This window comes from Microbacterium sp. AK009 (assembly GCF_013410955.1).
GTDB lineage: Bacteria > Actinomycetota > Actinomycetes > Actinomycetales > Microbacteriaceae > Microbacterium.
Genome location: NZ_JACCCG010000004.1, coordinates 329,739 through 342,413, shown reverse-complemented (window position 1 = coordinate 342,413; position 12,675 = coordinate 329,739). Strand labels below are relative to the sequence as shown.

Annotated in this window: 15 protein-coding genes; 11 read left to right on the top strand and 4 right to left on the bottom strand. The window is 69.3% G+C overall.

Annotated elements, in window-relative coordinates:
* The first annotated feature begins 86 nt into the window (after positions 1 to 86).
* Positions 87 to 2,000, top strand: a complete 1,914-nt coding sequence (gene typA / locus HDC37_RS10730) for a translational GTPase TypA (RefSeq protein ID WP_179560378.1) — start codon at positions 87 to 89, stop codon at positions 1,998 to 2,000.
* A gap of 26 nt (positions 2,001 to 2,026) precedes the next feature.
* On the opposite strand, the gene HDC37_RS10725 is transcribed toward typA, so the two are convergent.
* Positions 2,027 to 2,575, bottom strand: coding sequence for a helix-turn-helix domain-containing protein (locus HDC37_RS10725; RefSeq protein ID WP_179560377.1), 549 nt, complete (start codon positions 2,573 to 2,575; stop codon positions 2,027 to 2,029).
* Between the two features lie 113 nt (positions 2,576 to 2,688).
* Between HDC37_RS10725 and HDC37_RS10720 the strand changes: the two genes are divergently transcribed.
* The 6 genes from HDC37_RS10720 (at position 2,689) to HDC37_RS10695 (ending at position 7,059) form a co-directional block, all read left to right on the top strand.
* The gene (locus tag HDC37_RS10720) at positions 2,689 to 3,405 is read left to right on the top strand and encodes an AzlC family ABC transporter permease (RefSeq protein WP_179560376.1); all 717 of its coding nucleotides are present in this window, start codon (positions 2,689 to 2,691) and stop codon (positions 3,403 to 3,405) included.
* Positions 3,402 to 3,716: an AzlD domain-containing protein gene (locus tag HDC37_RS10715; RefSeq protein WP_179560375.1), complete on the top strand. Its 315-nt coding sequence runs from the start codon at positions 3,402 to 3,404 to the stop codon at positions 3,714 to 3,716. Before HDC37_RS10720 ends, HDC37_RS10715 begins: the two co-directional genes overlap by 4 nt.
* Before the next feature lie 38 nt (positions 3,717 to 3,754).
* Positions 3,755 to 4,147: a histidinol dehydrogenase gene (locus tag HDC37_RS10710; protein WP_179560374.1), complete on the top strand. Its 393-nt coding sequence runs from the start codon at positions 3,755 to 3,757 to the stop codon at positions 4,145 to 4,147.
* Positions 4,148 to 4,151: 4 nt separating this feature from the next.
* On the top strand, positions 4,152 to 4,472 hold the full coding sequence (fdxA, locus tag HDC37_RS10705) for a ferredoxin (protein ID WP_179560373.1): 321 nt from the start codon (positions 4,152 to 4,154) through the stop codon (positions 4,470 to 4,472).
* Between the two features lie 2 nt (positions 4,473 to 4,474).
* A complete protein-coding gene (gene dapC, locus HDC37_RS10700; protein ID WP_179560372.1) occupies positions 4,475 to 5,581 on the top strand; it encodes a succinyldiaminopimelate transaminase in 1,107 nt (368 codons plus the stop codon).
* A 182-nt stretch (positions 5,582 to 5,763) separates the two neighbouring features.
* The gene (locus tag HDC37_RS10695) at positions 5,764 to 7,059 is read left to right on the top strand and encodes a citrate synthase (protein WP_179560371.1); all 1,296 of its coding nucleotides are present in this window, start codon (positions 5,764 to 5,766) and stop codon (positions 7,057 to 7,059) included.
* A gap of 10 nt (positions 7,060 to 7,069) precedes the next feature.
* On the opposite strand, the gene ppk2 is transcribed toward HDC37_RS10695, so the two are convergent.
* Both ppk2 and dapD read right to left on the bottom strand, forming a co-directional pair.
* Positions 7,070 to 7,912, bottom strand: a complete 843-nt coding sequence (gene ppk2 / locus HDC37_RS10690; protein ID WP_179560370.1) for a polyphosphate kinase 2 — start codon at positions 7,910 to 7,912, stop codon at positions 7,070 to 7,072.
* Between the two features lie 9 nt (positions 7,913 to 7,921).
* Positions 7,922 to 8,878, bottom strand: a complete 957-nt coding sequence (dapD, locus tag HDC37_RS10685; protein ID WP_179560369.1) for a 2,3,4,5-tetrahydropyridine-2,6-dicarboxylate N-succinyltransferase — start codon at positions 8,876 to 8,878, stop codon at positions 7,922 to 7,924.
* 71 nt (positions 8,879 to 8,949) lie between these two features.
* Between dapD and dapE the strand changes: the two genes are divergently transcribed.
* The 3 genes from dapE to HDC37_RS10670 all read left to right on the top strand — a co-directional run bounded on the left by dapE (position 8,950) and on the right by HDC37_RS10670 (position 11,498).
* Positions 8,950 to 10,023, top strand: a complete 1,074-nt coding sequence (gene dapE, locus HDC37_RS10680; RefSeq protein WP_179560368.1) for a succinyl-diaminopimelate desuccinylase — start codon at positions 8,950 to 8,952, stop codon at positions 10,021 to 10,023.
* On the top strand, positions 10,008 to 11,237 hold the full coding sequence (locus tag HDC37_RS10675) for a hypothetical protein (protein WP_308472178.1): 1,230 nt from the start codon (positions 10,008 to 10,010) through the stop codon (positions 11,235 to 11,237). The genes dapE and HDC37_RS10675 overlap by 16 nt, the downstream gene beginning before the upstream one ends.
* 90 nt (positions 11,238 to 11,327) lie before the next feature.
* Positions 11,328 to 11,498, top strand: a complete 171-nt coding sequence (locus tag HDC37_RS10670) for a DUF3117 domain-containing protein (protein ID WP_124293549.1) — start codon at positions 11,328 to 11,330, stop codon at positions 11,496 to 11,498.
* A gap of 58 nt (positions 11,499 to 11,556) precedes the next feature.
* Here HDC37_RS10670 and HDC37_RS10665 read toward each other — a convergent pair whose 3' ends face one another.
* Positions 11,557 to 12,195 (bottom strand): O-methyltransferase, encoded by a 639-nt coding sequence (locus tag HDC37_RS10665; RefSeq protein ID WP_179560367.1) that lies wholly within the window; start codon positions 12,193 to 12,195, stop codon positions 11,557 to 11,559.
* A gap of 85 nt (positions 12,196 to 12,280) precedes the next feature.
* On the opposite strand from HDC37_RS10665, the gene HDC37_RS10660 reads away from it, so the two are divergent.
* A complete protein-coding gene (locus HDC37_RS10660; protein ID WP_179560366.1) occupies positions 12,281 to 12,661 on the top strand; it encodes a Sec-independent protein translocase TatB in 381 nt (126 codons plus the stop codon).
* Positions 12,662 to 12,675 lie beyond the last annotated feature (14 nt).

The window sequence follows — 12,675 nt, the reverse complement described above, 5'->3', positions numbered from 1 at the left end:
GCCTCCTGGACGGGGCGCGCAGGCGCGGGCGGTAGGATGGGGTCCGCCCGATTCCGGGCTTCTCCCACAGCTTCAAGGATTCCCTCATGGCGCGCGCCCTCCGTCCGGACCTCCGCAACGTCGCGATCGTCGCGCACGTCGACCACGGCAAGACCACGCTCGTGGACGCCATGCTGCGACAGACCGGGTCTTTCGGCGACCACGCGCACGTCGAAGAGCGTGCGATGGACTCCAACGATCTGGAGCGCGAGAAGGGGATCACGATCCTCGCCAAGAACACCGCGATCACCTACAACGGCGCCCACACCGACGTGCCGGTGACGATCAACGTCATCGACACGCCCGGTCACGCCGACTTCGGCGGCGAGGTCGAGCGCGGACTGTCGATGGTCGACGGCGTGGTGCTGCTTGTCGACGCGAGCGAAGGCCCGCTCCCGCAGACCCGGTTCGTGCTGCGCAAGGCCTTGGAGGCCAAGCTCCCCGTCATCCTGCTGGTGAACAAGACCGACCGGCCCGACGCGCGCATCGCCGAGGTCGAGGAGGAGGCGCACGACCTGCTGCTGGGGCTCGCCTCCGACCTGCAGGACGACGTGCCCGACCTCGACGTCGACGCGCTCCTGGATGTGCCGGTCGTCTACGCCTCCGGCCGCGCCGGAGCGGCGTCCCGCACCCGGCCCGCCAACGGCGACCTCCCCGACAACGACGACCTCGAGCCGCTGTTCGAAGCGATCCTCGAGCACGTGCCCGCACCCTCCTACGACGACGAGGCGCCGCTGCAGGCGTGGGTGACGAACCTCGACTCCAGCCCCTTCCTCGGCCGCCTCGCACTGCTGCGCGTGTTCAACGGCACGCTGAAGAAGGGTCAGACCGTGGCGTGGGTGCGCCACGACGGCTCGCACTCCACGGCGAGGATCACCGAGCTGCTGAAGACCCGTGCGCTGGAGCGCTACCCCGCCGAGGAGGCGGGCCCAGGCGACATCGTCGCCATCGCCGGCTTCGAGGACATCACGATCGGCGAGACCATCGCCGACCCCGAGGACGTCCGGCCGCTGCCGGCCATCACCGTGGACGACCCGGCGATCTCGATGACCATCGGCACCAACACCTCCCCGTTGGTGGGCAAGGTCAAGGGTCACAAGGTGACCGCGCGGATGGTGAAGGACCGCCTGGACCGTGAGCTCATCGGAAACGTGTCGCTGAAGGTCGTCGACATCGGCCGTCCCGACGCGTGGGAGGTGCAGGGCCGCGGCGAGCTGGCCCTGGCGATCCTGGTGGAGAACATGCGGCGCGAGGGCTTCGAGCTCACCGTCGGGAAGCCCCAGGTCGTCACCCGCAAGGGCGAGGACGGCAAGGTCAAGGAGCCGTTCGAGCACCTCACGATCGACGCTCCCGAGGAATACCTCGGCGCCATCACCCAGCTCCTCGCGGCACGCAAGGGCCGCATGGAGACGATGGTCAACCACGGCACCGGCTGGGTGCGCATGGAGTTCGTCGTGCCCTCGCGCGGGCTCATCGGCTTCCGCACCGAGTTCCTCTCGGTCACCCGGGGCACGGGCATCGCCAACGCGATCTCGCACGGCTACGACGACTGGGCAGGGCACATCCAGTCGCGTCAGAACGGCTCGATCGTCGCCGACCGCGCGGGCGTCGTGACCCCCTTCGCGATGATGGCGCTGCAGGAGCGCATGAGCTTCTTCGTCCAGCCCACCGAAGAGGTGTACGAGGGCATGGTCGTCGGTGAGAACACGCGCGCCGACGACATGGACGTCAACATCACCAAGGAGAAGAAGCTCACCAACATGCGGTCCTCGACCGCCGATGAGCTCGAGCGTCTGACGCCGCCCCGACAGCTCTCGCTCGAGGAGAGCCTGGAGTTCGCCCGCGAGGACGAGTGCGTCGAGGTGACGCCCGAGAAGGTGCGCATCCGCAAGGTGATCCTCGATGCGACCGAGCGCGGCCGTGCCGCCTCGCGTCTGAAGCGCCAGGACGCCAACGTCTGACCTCGACTCCGCCGGCGCGAGCCCGCTCAGCGCGCTTCCGAGAGAAGGACGGCGGATGTCGCGGGCTCCAGTGCCTCGAACACGTGCGGCGCGTCGCCGGCATAGGTGAGGAAGTCCCCGGGTTCGAGAGTCGCGGGGTCTGACTCGGGTCCGACCAGCGCCCGCCCCGAGATGAGGACGACGTACTCGATCGTGCCCCGGGGGTGGGGCGCCGACCGACGCGTGCCGCCGGGATCGGCCCGGATCACGTAGAGGTCGCGTCGGGCGCCGGGTGGACACGCGGAGAGCAGCGCGGCCGCGTACGGGGCCACTCCGGACGGCACGGCGGGCATGTCGCGGCCACGGACCAGGCGGGTGATGGGGACCGGGTCGTCGACGAAGACCGAGAAGGGGATACCGAGCGCCGTCGCGATCGCCCACAGCGTCTCCACGTTGGGATTTCCCGCTCCGCCCTCCAACTGCGAGATCGTCGCCTTGGACACCTCCGCCCTCCGCGCCAGCTCCGAGACCGACAGTCCCGCTGCTTCGCGCTCGCGGCGAAGGGCGACGGCGATGCGGGTTCCGAGCGACTCCATCCGTTCAGTATGTCAAACATTCGTTCACTTGACTGGACTGTCGGCGTCATTCAGGATGAACCAGGACTTCCGCTCCGGGCGACGTCCGCGACCGACACCTGAGAGGCAGCGCGATGACCGATCATGCCGACGCGCGCGAGGCGTGGCGGGACGCCGTCGGCGTCGCGCTGGCCACCAGTGCCTACGGGGTGTCGTTCGGCGCGTTGGCGGTCGCCGCCGGACTCGATGTGTGGCAGACCTGCGCGCTCAGCCTCCTGATGTTCACCGGCGGCTCCCAGTTCGCTTTCGTGGGCATCATCGGAGCTGGGGGAGTGGCTGCCGCCCCGGCTGCCATCGCCTCTGCCGCGCTCCTCGGGGTCCGCAACATCGCCTACGGGATGCGGATGTCGGCGATCATCGGTCCCGGTCCGCTCAAGCGGCTGGCCGCAGCGCACGTCACGATCGAGGAGTCCACGGCGGTTTCGCTCGCGCGTGTCACGGCCCGGGGAAGGGCGATCGGGTTCTGGGCGACCGGCATCGGCATCTACCTCGGCTGGAATCTCTCCACCTTGGCCGGGGCGCTCCTCGGGGACGTCCTGGGGGATCCTCGCGCGTGGGGGCTCGATGCCGCGGCCGCCGCCGCGTTCCTCGCCCTGCTGTGGCCACGCCTGCGCGAACGGCAGGCCATCGCGACCGGGATCGCCGCCGCCGTCGTCGCGACTGTGCTGACCCCGATGCTGATGCCGGGGCTCCCCGTCCTCGTTGCGGCGTTCGTCGCTGTCATCATCGGGTGGGGAAACCTCCTCGGCGGGACCACGGCCGCTGCGTCAACGGAACGGAGCGCGCCGTGACGCTGTGGACCGCGGTGCTGGTCGCCTCGATCATCTGCGTGGCTCTCAAGGCGGTCGGCTACCTCATCCCGCCGAAGGTTCTGGAGGCACCCCGCCCGGCTCGGATCGCCGATCTGCTGACCGTCGCGCTCCTCGCCGCGCTCGTTGCCGTGCAGACCCTCGGTGCCGGCCAGGCGATCGTCGTCGACGCGCGCGTGCCCGCCGTGCTGGTGGCGGCGGGCCTGCTCCTTCTGCGCGCACCGTTCCTCGTGGTGGTGGCCGCCGCCGCCCTCACAGCCGCCCTCCTGCGCTGGCTCGGCTGGGCGACCTGATCGGCACCGGGGCGTCGCGCAGCGCCTACGCTGGTCTGATGCGCACGTCCACCCTCGCCCGCATCCTCACCTGGATCGTGGCGGTCGTGATCGGCGGGGCGTACGGACTGGCGGGGACCATCGCCCACCCGTTCACCCTCTGGGTCCTGCCCGTCGGCCTGGCGCTGGCGATCATCGGGTCGACGGCGCTCCTGATCGCCATCCGGCTCCTCACCGCAGATCGGTGGGCGACGCTGGCGGCCGGCCTCGGAATGCTCGCCGCCACGCTGGTCTTCTCCGGGGAAGGCCCCGGCGGGAGCGTGATCGTCCCGCAGACGGGTCTCGGGATCATTTGGACGTTCTCCGTCCCCCTCGTGGTCGCCTTCGTCGTCGCCTGGCCCGAGCGGATGTCCGTCGCGGCGAGGCCTGGCCGGTCGGAGCCCATAGACTGATGAGGTGACGTATGTGATCGCCCTCCCGTGCGTCGATGTCAAGGATCGAGCCTGCATCGACGAGTGCCCGGTCGACTGCATCTACGAGGGCGAACGCTCGTTGTACATCCATCCCGACGAGTGCGTGGACTGCGGTGCGTGCGAGCCGGTCTGCCCCGTCGAGGCGATCTACTACGAGGACGACCTGCCCGAGGAATGGCAGGACTACTACACGGCGAACGTCGAGTTCTTCACCGACGTGGGATCCCCCGGTGGCGCGGCGAAGATCGGCGTCATCGCGAAGGACCACCCGATCATCGCCGCCCTTCCTCCCCAGGAACACTGACCGTGGGGGTCGCCGACCTCGCCGACTATCCCTGGGACGCCGTCCGACCCTTCGCGGTCCGCGCGCAGCAGCATCCCGACGGCATCGTCGATCTGTCGGTCGGCTCGCCCGTGGACCCCACCCCCGACGTCGTCGCCGCGGCACTGCGTGACGCGACGGACGCGCACGCCTATCCGCAGACCGCGGGTACCCCGGCGCTGCGCGAGGCGATCGCCCATTGGTATGCCCGGCGACGCGGAGTCGCGGGGCTCGGTTCCGACGAGGTGCTGCCGACGGTCGGGTCGAAGGAGTTCGTCGCTCTGCTGCCGCTCCTGCTGGGGGTCGGGCCGGGCGACGTCGTCGTCCATCCGCGCGCGGCGTATCCGACGTACGAGGTGGGCGCCAGACTCGTGGGCGCCACGCCCGTCGCCTCCGATGACCCGTCCGAATGGCCCGATGCGACCCGGCTGATCTGGCTGAACTCGCCGGGGAATCCCGATGGGGCGGTGTGGGATGTCGCGGCGCTGCGAAGGGCCCGAGAACGCGCGCGCGAGCTCGGGGCGATCCTCGCCTCGGACGAGTGCTACGCCGAACTCGGCTGGGACGCCCCCTGGGATGCGGAGCCGGTGCCCTCGGCGCTGGACCCGCGCGTCACCGACGGTGACCGAGTCGGCGTGCTGTCGGTCTACTCGCTGAGCAAGCAGTCCAACCTCGCCGGCTATCGCGCCGCCTTCGTCGCCGGGGACGCCGCCCTTCTCGCCGGGATCCACACCGCCCGCAAGCACCTGGGTCTCATCCCCCCGGCGCCCGTGCAGGCGGCGATGGTCGCCGCGCTGGGCGACGATCAGCACGTGGATCGGCAGCGGGAGCGCTATCGCCGTCGCCGCGACATCCTCCGACCCGCCCTGATCGACGCCGGGTTCCGCATCGACCGCAGCGAGGCCGGCCTGTACCTGTGGGCGACGGAGGGGCGCGAGGCATGGGAGAGCCTGTCCGACCTCGCCGATCTGGGCATCCTCGTCGGTCCCGGAACGTTCTACGGAGCCCATCATCCGCAGCACGTTCGGCTGTCGCTCACCGCGTCGGATGAGCGGATCGAGTCCGCGGCGGCGCGGTTGCGGGCACGGTGACTCGTCTGGTTCCTCCAGCCGATCCTGTCGGGCTTTGGCGATGACAACAGTAGGCGCCGTGGCCCGATAGGCTGTAGAGCGGCGTCGCGACACGCGTCGTGGGCCGCATCGCTCGGGTAGACAATCGTGACGCTCGGGCTGGACGACACCCCCGGCACGACCAGGAATCGCGAGGAGGCGCCGTGAGCGACGGAACCCAGCAGGAGAAGGCAACCTTCACGATCGGGGAACGCACCGCCGAATTCCCGGTGCTGGCCGGGACGGACGGCATCCCGAGCGTGGACATCTCCACCTTCATGCGTCAGACGGGGCACACCACCCTCGACTACGGTTTCGTGAACACGTCGGCGACGAAGTCGGCCATCACCTTCATCGACGGTGACAAGGGGATCCTGCGGTATCGCGGCTACCCCATCGAGCAGCTGGCGAAGAACAGCACCTACCTCGAGGTCGCGTGGCTGCTCATCTACGGTGAGCTCCCCACCGCCGATCAGCTCGCGGAGTTCGACAACCGCATCCGTCGGCACACCCTCCTGCACGAGGACCTCAAGCGGTTCTTCTCCGCCCTTCCCCACACGGCCCATCCGATGTCGGTGCTCTCCGCGGCGACGGCGGCGCTGTCGACCTACTACGAACGCGAGTCCGATCCGAACAATCCCGAGCACGTCGAGCTGAACACCATCCGAATGCTCGCGAAGCTGCCCGTGATCGCCGCATACGCGCACAAGAAGAGCGTCGGGCAGGCCTTCCTGTACCCCGACAACTCGCTGAGCTTCGTCGACAACTTCCTGAAGCTCAACTTCGGCGTCCTTTCGGAGATCTACGACGTCAACCCTGTGATGACGCGAGCCTTGGAGCGTCTGCTGATCCTCCACGAGGACCACGAGCAGAACGCCTCCACCTCGACGGTGCGGCTCGTCGGCTCGACCGGCGCGAACCAGTTCTCGTCGATCTCGGCGGGCATCAACGCGCTGTACGGACCGCTCCACGGCGGCGCCAACGAGGCGGTGCTGGAGATGCTCGGGCGCATCCGCGAATCGGGCGAGGGCGTTCGTCGCTTCGTCGAGCGCGTGAAGAACAAGGAAGACGGTGTGAAGCTCATGGGCTTCGGGCACCGGGTCTACAAGAACTACGACCCGCGGGCCAAGCTCGTGAAGGAGTCGGCCGACGAGGTCCTCGAGGCGCTCGGCGTCAGCGATCCGCTGCTGGACCTGGCCAAGGAGCTCGAGACGATCGCGCTCGAGGACGACTACTTCAAGGAGCGTCGCCTGTACCCGAACGTGGACTTCTACACCGGTGTCATCTACAAGGCGATGGGCTTTCCCACGCGCATGTTCACCGTGCTCTTCGCCATCGGCCGCCTTCCCGGCTGGCTTGCGCACTGGCGCGAGATGCAGCAGGACCCGCAGACCAAGATCGGTCGTCCGCAGCAGCTGTACGTCGGTGCCGAGGCCCGGGATTACCCCGGCGTCGGCTGACCCGGGCGGATCAGTCCACGAGCGGCAGCGGCGGGCGCTTCTCCCCTGCGCGGCTGCGCCGCACCACCTCTCCTGCGAAGTCGGGCACGTGATTCTCGACGTTGCGCGGTGAGCGCTCGTAGCCGCCGGAGGCGGGGCGCTCGGGGATCTCGATGACGGGACGCTCGATCTGGTGGTACGGCACCTGCGACAGCAGGTGGGCGATCATGTTGAGCCGGCCGCGGCGCTTGTCCTCGTTGTCCACCTCGAACCAGGGCGCCTCGGGGATGTCGGTGTGGACGAACATCGTGTCTTTGGCGCGGGAGTAGTCCTCCCACTTGGTGATCGACAGCACATCGTTGGGGCTGAGTTTCCAGCGCCGCATCGGGTCCTTCGCGCGCGAGCGGAAGCGGCGCTCCTGCTCCACGTCCGAGACGCTGAACCAGTACTTCAGCAGCAGGACGCCGTCTTCCACCAGCATCCGCTCGAAGATGGGTGCCTGGTGCAGGAACCGGTGATACTCCGCGTTGGTGCAATAGCCCATCACGTGCTCCACACCGGCCCGGTTGTACCAGGAGCGGTCCATCAGCACGATCTCGCCGGCGGCGGGCAGGTGGGAGATGTAGCGCTGGAAGTACCACTGCGTCTTCTCACGCTCAGTGGGCGCGGGCAGGGCGACGATCCGCGTGACGCGGGGGTTGAGGTACTCCGACACGCGTTTGATCGTGGAGCCTTTGCCTGCGGCATCCCGGCCCTCGAAGATGACCACGATGCGGGCGCCGGTGGCCTGCACCCACGCCTGCATCTCGACCAGCTGCGCCTGCAGACGTGCGAGCTCGTTCTCGTACAGCTCCCGCGGGATCCTGCGCGTCATGTCATCTCCTTACACGTGCAGCGACTCGTTGAGCGTGACGCCCACGCCGGGCCGGCGCACCGCCTCGACGGCGCCGGTGAGCGAGTTGCGACGGAACAGCAGACCGTCGCGCCCCGACAGCTCAGCGCCCTTCACGAGGGGTCGTGTTCCGTCGGCGCGCGCAGACTCGTCAGCGAGCGCGACCTTGGTGCCCGCGGTGACGTAGAGGCCCGCTTCGACGACGCAGTCGTCGCCGAGTGAGATGCCGATGCCGGCGTTGGCCCCCAGGAGCGTGCGTCGGCCGATGGAGATGCGGTGCGAACCGCCGCCCGACAGGGTACCCATGATCGAGGCGCCCCCTCCGATGTCGCTGCCGTCGCCGACGATCACGCCCTGGGAGATCCGGCCCTCGACCATCGATGCGCCGAGGGTTCCGGCGTTGAAGTTGACGAAGCCCTCGTGCATGACCGTGGTGCCGGGTGAGAGGTGCGCCCCCAGACGCACTCTCGACGCGTCGGCGATGCGGACCCCGGACGGTGTGACGTAGTCGAGCAGACGCGGGAACTTGTCCAGACCCTGGACCTGGATCCCCTCGCGGGTCAGGAACGGTCGAAGCCGTGTCAGGTCGTCGGGATGCATGGGTCCGGCGGTCGTCCAGGCGACATTCGGAAGCCGGCCGAAGATGCCGTCGAGGTTCAGCTCATTGGGCGCGACGAGGCGGTGCGACAGCGCGTGCAGGCGGAGGTACGCGTCGGCGGTGGAGGTGGGAGGGTGGTCGAAATCGATCTCGATGGCGACGACCTCGATGTCGACGGCGCGACGGGGGTCGGGAACGGCGTGACGCTCGATGTCCGACGGGGGCAGCGCCGGATCGAAGCCGGTCGGAAGGCGGCCGATCCGCGGTTCGGGGAACCAGGCATCCAGAGCCGTGCCGTTCTCGGCGATCGTCGAGAGCCCTACGCCCCACACCCAGCGGTCTTCACTCATACCCCCACGGTAGCGAACCGCAGCCGCCGCCCAGACGATCGGCAGCGCGCGTGCTGGGTAGACTCCAGGGCGTGCCCGCGATAGATCTGTCCGCGTCATCCGTGGACCTCACCCGGACCATCTGCGACATCCCCAGCGTCTCCGGTGAGGAGACACCGCTGGCCGACGCGATCTTCGCGGCGATCACAGAGCTCCCTCACCTGGAGATCTATCGTGACGGCGACACCATCGTGGCCCGGACGGATCTCGGGCGCGCCCAGCGGGTCGTGATCGCCGGGCACATCGACACGGTGCCGATCAATGCCAATCTCCCCACGCGCGACGTCGACATCGACGGCGAGGCGTACCTCTGGGGCCGGGGGACGGTCGACATGAAGGCGGGCGTCGCGGTGCAGCTCAAACTCGCCGCCGAGTTGACCGCGCCCCGCGTCGACCTGACGTGGATGTGGTACGACCACGAGGAGGTCGACGCCGACCTCAACGGACTGACCCGCCTCGCCCGGACGCGTCCCGATCTCTTCGCCGGCGACTTCGCGATCCTCGGTGAACCCTCCAACGGAACCGTCGAAGGCGGCTGCAACGGCAATCTCCGCGCCATCGTGCGCACCTCGGGCGTGCGTGCCCACAGCGCGCGTGCCTGGGTGGGGGTCAACGCCATCCACGCCGCTGCGCCGGCGCTGATCCGGCTCGCCGAATACCGTCCGCATGATGTCAGCGTCGACGGTCTGGTCTACCGCGAAGGATTGAACGCCGTTCGAATCCACGGCGGCATCGCCGGCAACGTCATCCCCGACGCCTGCGAGATCGAAGTGAACTACCGCTTCGCCCCGAGCCGCAGCGGCGAAGAGGCCGAGCGACACGTCCGCGACGTCTTCGCGGGCTTCGAGGTCGAGGTCGTCGATCTCGCCGAGGGCGCCCGGCCGGGGCTCGATGCGCCGCTCGCGCAGGAGTTCGTCGACGCCGTCGGCGGAGAACCCCGCCCCAAGTACGGCTGGACCGACGTCGCGCGCTTCTCGGCGCTCGGGGTGCCCGCGGTGAACTACGGTCCCGGTGATCCGCACCTGGCCCACCATGACGAGGAGCGGGTCGCGCTCGCGCAGATCGAGGACGTCGAGCGCGGGCTCCGGGCGTGGCTGGCGGACTGACCGCCTCGCTCACCGCAGGGCGCGCCGGCGCGGTGCTGTTCCGCCATCCCGCGCTGCTCATCCTCGTCCTCTACATCGCTGCGCGTGGGGTGACCACGGGGCTTTTCCTCCACACCTCGGCGTGGGCGCCGGCGGGGAGCCGCTTCGGCCCCGGCGCCAGCCTCGCCGACTACATCGTCGGCTGGGACGCGCAGTGGTACTGGCTGATCGCCGTCGAGGGGTACCCCGCCGACCTGCCCCGTGACGCCCAGGGCACCGTGGGAGAGAACGCCTGGGCGTTCATGCCCGTCTTCCCGCTGCTGGCGCGGGCGGTGGGGGTGCCCCTGGGGGCGTGGGGGGCCGGCGGGGTCCTCGTCGCCCTCGCCGCCGGCTACGGCTGCTGCGTCCTGCTCTGGATGCTCCTGCGCGAGCGCATCGGGCGGATCGCGGCCATGTGGGCCGTAGCCTTCTTCGCGTCCGCTCCTCTTGCGGCGATGTTCCAGGTCGCCTATGCCGAGACGCTGTTCCTCCTTCTTCTGCTGTGGATCCTGCGGTGTCTGCAGACGCGTCGGTACGGCTGGCTCTATCCGGCCGTGGTGCTGATGGCGTACACCCGCCCTGGCGTGCTGGCGGTGGCGTTGCTGTTCGGGCTGTGGGGGATCTGGCGGTTCACCCAGCGGCGGAGGGAGCAGCTGCGCGGGCGGGAGGTCGTGCACATTCTCGCGCTCGGGGCGCTGGCGACGATCACCGGGTTCTCGTGGACGTTCATCGCCGGCCTCGTCACCGCCGATTCCACCGCATACCTGGACACCGAACTGGCCTGGCGGCGGGTGTGGGTGGGCGACACCGGCGGTTTCGTCCCGTTCGAAGGATGGGTGCAGGCTGCGCAGTTCTGGTTCGAGGTGTGGGGACTGCCCGCGTGGCTCGGGTTCGTCGCCCTGGGGCTCGGAATCGTCGTGGTCGGCGGCCTGGTGCTGTTCGAGCCCCACGTCGCGCGCCTGGGGATCGAGGTGCGGCTCTGGACGCTGAGCTACCTGGTGTACCTCCTGGCGGTCTTCTTCCCGCAGTCGAGCGTCTTCCGGTTGCTCTTCCCCCTCTCGCCCCTCTGGGGGGCGTTCGCCGCACCCCGGGATCCGATCTGGCGGGGATCGGTCCTGGTGCTGTGCGTCCTCGGTCAGTGGTGGTGGATCTGGAACATGTACGGGCTCGGGACCTCGTTCTGGCAGATCCCCTGAACAATCCCCGGCCCGGCCTCGGGGTGATGCCGCGGCACGTGGTGCACCCGATAAACTTGACCGATATACCGACGACGAAAGGGAGCCGCGATGGCAGCCATGAAGCCGCGAACCGGGGATGGGCCGATGGAGGCCGTGAAGGAAGGACGCCTCATCATCGTGCGCGTTCCGCTCGAAGGCGGTGGCCGTCTGGTGGTCTCCGTCAATGACGCGGAAGCGAAAGAGCTCTACGACGTCCTCGGCGAGGTCGTCGGCGCCTGAGCCCGCACCACAGACTCTTCACACAGAACGACCGGTCTTCGGACCGGTCGTTTCTGCGTCAGGCCTCCGCGCCGACGGTGGTGAGCTGCAGGAGGCTCTCGCCGACGATGGAGAGCGCACCGATCACGGCCGATGAGGCGAGGGTCTCCTGGATGAGCGACCGGTAGGCGGTGGTCACGGCGTCGCGGCGCACAGGATCGGCGACCGCCCCGCCGCGAAGGACCCGGGGCACGAGCACGGTGCCCCCGATGCGAGCCAGGCGCAGTCCGTGCTCGACGTACTCCAGGACGCCGTCGGGATCGGCGTCGATGAGGACGATGTCGTAGGAGGCCTCGTTCATGCGGGGGAGCACCTCGGAGGCGCGACCGGTGATGAAGCGTGCGCGGGCGGCAGGGATCCGCGCGTCGGCGAAGGCCTGACGGGCCGCCCCCAGGTGCTCGGGTTCGTTGTCGATCGTCGTGAGGGTCGCGCGCGGTGACCCGTGGAGGAGCCACAGGCCGGAGACGCCACCGCCGGTGCCGATCTCGACGATGTTCAGGGCGCGGGAGGACGCGGCGATGAGCGCGCACTGAGCGCCGACGGCGGCGCTGATCGGTGCGGCGCCGAGCTCGAGCGCGTGCGCCCTCGCACGGGCGATGTGGTCGGGTTCGGGAGTCGCTTCGTCGGCGAAACGGTGGTTCGCGTCGTGCTCGCCCATGCGCTCGTCCTTCCTGCCGGCCTGCTGCCTCAGCCTACGGTGATCCTCGGGGCTGACTCTCCAGGCGCGGCGGTAATCTGGACGCATGTTCTTCGGCATCACGATCGAGAAGCTGCTGCTGATCGGTGTGATCGCCGCCCTGCTCATCGGGCCCGAACGACTGCCGCGCTACGCCGAGTCGCTGGCCCGGTTCACCCGGCGCACCCGCGACTTCCTCCAGGGGGCCAAGACGCGCGTGCGGGACGAGATGGGCTCGGATTTCGACGACGTCGACTGGCGTTCGCTGGATCCCCGCCAATACGATCCGCGGCGCATCATCCGGGAGGCGCTCCTCGATGACGCACCCGTGGCCACCGTCCGAGCCGCGCAGGCCGCCTCGGTGGTGACGGCGATGGAAGCCGCGCCCGTGCGCAAGACCTCCCTCACCGCGGGTGAGCAGCCGCCCTTCGACAGCGAGGCCACCTGACGCTGCCGTCGGGG

Bases quoted from the DNA above. Each gene is read 5' to 3' on its own strand.
- typA (WP_179560378.1), top strand. From the start codon at position 87: ATGGCGCGCGCCCTCCGTCCGGACCTCCGCAACGTCGCGATCGTCGCG.
- HDC37_RS10725 (WP_179560377.1), bottom strand. From the start codon at position 2,575: ATGGAGTCGCTCGGAACCCGCATCGCCGTCGCCCTTCGCCGCGAGCGC.
- HDC37_RS10720 (WP_179560376.1), top strand. From the start codon at position 2,689: ATGACCGATCATGCCGACGCGCGCGAGGCGTGGCGGGACGCCGTCGGC.
- HDC37_RS10710 (WP_179560374.1), top strand. From the start codon at position 3,755: ATGCGCACGTCCACCCTCGCCCGCATCCTCACCTGGATCGTGGCGGTC.
- ppk2 (WP_179560370.1), bottom strand. From the start codon at position 7,912: ATGACGCGCAGGATCCCGCGGGAGCTGTACGAGAACGAGCTCGCACGT.
- dapD (WP_179560369.1), bottom strand. From the start codon at position 8,878: ATGAGTGAAGACCGCTGGGTGTGGGGCGTAGGGCTCTCGACGATCGCC.
- HDC37_RS10670 (WP_124293549.1), top strand. From the start codon at position 11,328: ATGGCAGCCATGAAGCCGCGAACCGGGGATGGGCCGATGGAGGCCGTG.
- HDC37_RS10665 (WP_179560367.1), bottom strand. From the start codon at position 12,195: ATGGGCGAGCACGACGCGAACCACCGTTTCGCCGACGAAGCGACTCCC.
- HDC37_RS10660 (WP_179560366.1), top strand. From the start codon at position 12,281: ATGTTCTTCGGCATCACGATCGAGAAGCTGCTGCTGATCGGTGTGATC.